This window comes from Streptomyces sp. NPDC101227, from assembly GCF_044767545.1.
Classification (GTDB): domain Bacteria; phylum Actinomycetota; class Actinomycetes; order Streptomycetales; family Streptomycetaceae; genus Streptomyces.
The window spans coordinates 1-1,687 of the sequence record NZ_JBIWOD010000042.1 but is presented as its reverse complement, the minus strand read 5'-3'; the positions used below and the strand labels follow the sequence as shown (position 1 = coordinate 1,687).

Sequence of the window (1,687 nt, the reverse complement as noted above, 5' to 3'; positions counted from 1 at the left end):
CAACACCGCGAGCGTGCCGATCAGCGTGACCTCGCACTTCCACTTCTTCGAGGCCAATCCCCGGCTGGACTTCGACCGCGGCGCGGCCTACGGCATGCGGCTGTGCGTCCCGGCCGGCTCGTCCGAGCGGTTCGATGCGGGCGGCACCCACGAGGTCGGCCTGGTCCCGATCGGCGGCGAGCGGATCGCGATCGGCTTCGCCGGTCTGGTCGACGGCCCGCTGGATGCGCCGGGGGCAAAGACGGAAGCGCTGCGGCGGGCCGCCGCGTGCGGTTACCTGGGAGCGGAGGAGCAGGCGTGAGTGGCGGCATCGACCCACAGGAGTACGCATCGGTGCACGGTCCGCGGGCCGGTGACCGGGTCGTCCTCGGCGATACGGGCCTGGTGGTCCGCGTCGAGTCCGACTCGCAGAAGCACGGTGATGAGTTCCTGGCCGGTTTCGGCAAGACCGCGCGTGACGGACTGCACCTCAAGGCCGCGTCGCTGCGCGAGACCTGCGATGTGGTGATCAGCAACGTCCTGGTCATCGATGCGGTCCAGGGCATCCGCAAGACGTCCATCGGCATCCGCGAGGGCCGCATCCACGCGATCGGCCGGGCGGGCAACCCCGACACCCTCGAAGGCGTCGAGGTCGTCGTGGGCACCGGCACGTCCATCGTCTCCGGTGAGGGCATGATCGCCACCGCCGGTGCCGTGGACACCCACGTCCACCTCCTGTCGCCCCGCGTCATGGAGGCCTCGCTGGCCTCCGGTGTGACGACGATCATCGGCCAGGAATTCGGCCCCGTCTGGGGCGTCGGCGTCAACTCCCCCTGGGCGCTGGGCCATGCCTTCAGTGCCTTCGACGCCTGGCCGGTCAACATCGGCTTCCTCGGCCGCGGCTCCTCCTCCGGCGAGGCGCCCCTGGTCGAGGCGCTGGCCGAGGGCGGCGCGCTGGGTTTCAAGGTCCATGAGGACATGGGCGCGCACGCCCGGGCCCTGGACACCGCGCTGCGGGTCGCCGAGGAGTACGACGTGCAGGTGGCGCTGCACAGCGACGGCCTGAACGAGTGCCTCTCCGTCGAGGACACGCTGCGTGTGCTGGACGGCCGTACCATTCACGCCTTCCACATCGAGGGCTGCGGCGGCGGGCACGTTCCCAACGTCCTGAAGATGGCCGGTGTCCCCAACGTCATCGGCTCCTCGACCAACCCCACGCTGCCCTTCGGGCGGGACGCGGTGGCCGAGCACTACGGCATGATCGTCTCGGTCCATGACCTGAAGACCGACCTGCCGGGCGACGCGGCGATGGCCCGTGACCGGATCCGGGCCGGCACGATGGGCGCCGAGGACGTGCTGCACGACCTCGGGGCGATCGGCATCACCTCCTCCGACGCCCAGGGCATGGGCCGCGCGGGCGAGACCGTGCGCCGCACCTTCGCGATGGCCGGAAAGATGAAGGCCGAACTCGGGCCGATGGAAGGCGACGGCGCCCACGACGACAACGCCCGCGTCCTGCGCTACATCGCCAAGCTCACCCTCAACCCCGCCATCGCCCACGGCCTCTCGCACGAGATCGGGTCGATCGAGGTCGGCAAGATGGCCGACATCGTGCTCTGGTCCCCGCAGTACTTCGGCGCCAAACCACAACTGATCCTCAAGTCCGGCTTCCCCGCCTACGGCGTCACCGGCGACCCCAACGCCGCCA

At 70.4% G+C, this 1,687-nt stretch carries 2 protein-coding genes; both read left to right on the top strand.

Going from position 1 to position 1,687, the window contains the following annotated elements; genetic code table 11:
- On the top strand, positions 1–301 hold a 301-nt coding region (locus tag ACIRPT_RS40900; protein WP_403836967.1), incomplete at its 5' end, for an urease subunit beta.
- A partial coding sequence (locus ACIRPT_RS40895) for an urease subunit alpha (protein ID WP_403836965.1) occupies positions 298–1,687 on the top strand: 1,390 nt, incomplete at its 3' end. The genes ACIRPT_RS40900 and ACIRPT_RS40895, both read left to right, overlap by 4 nt.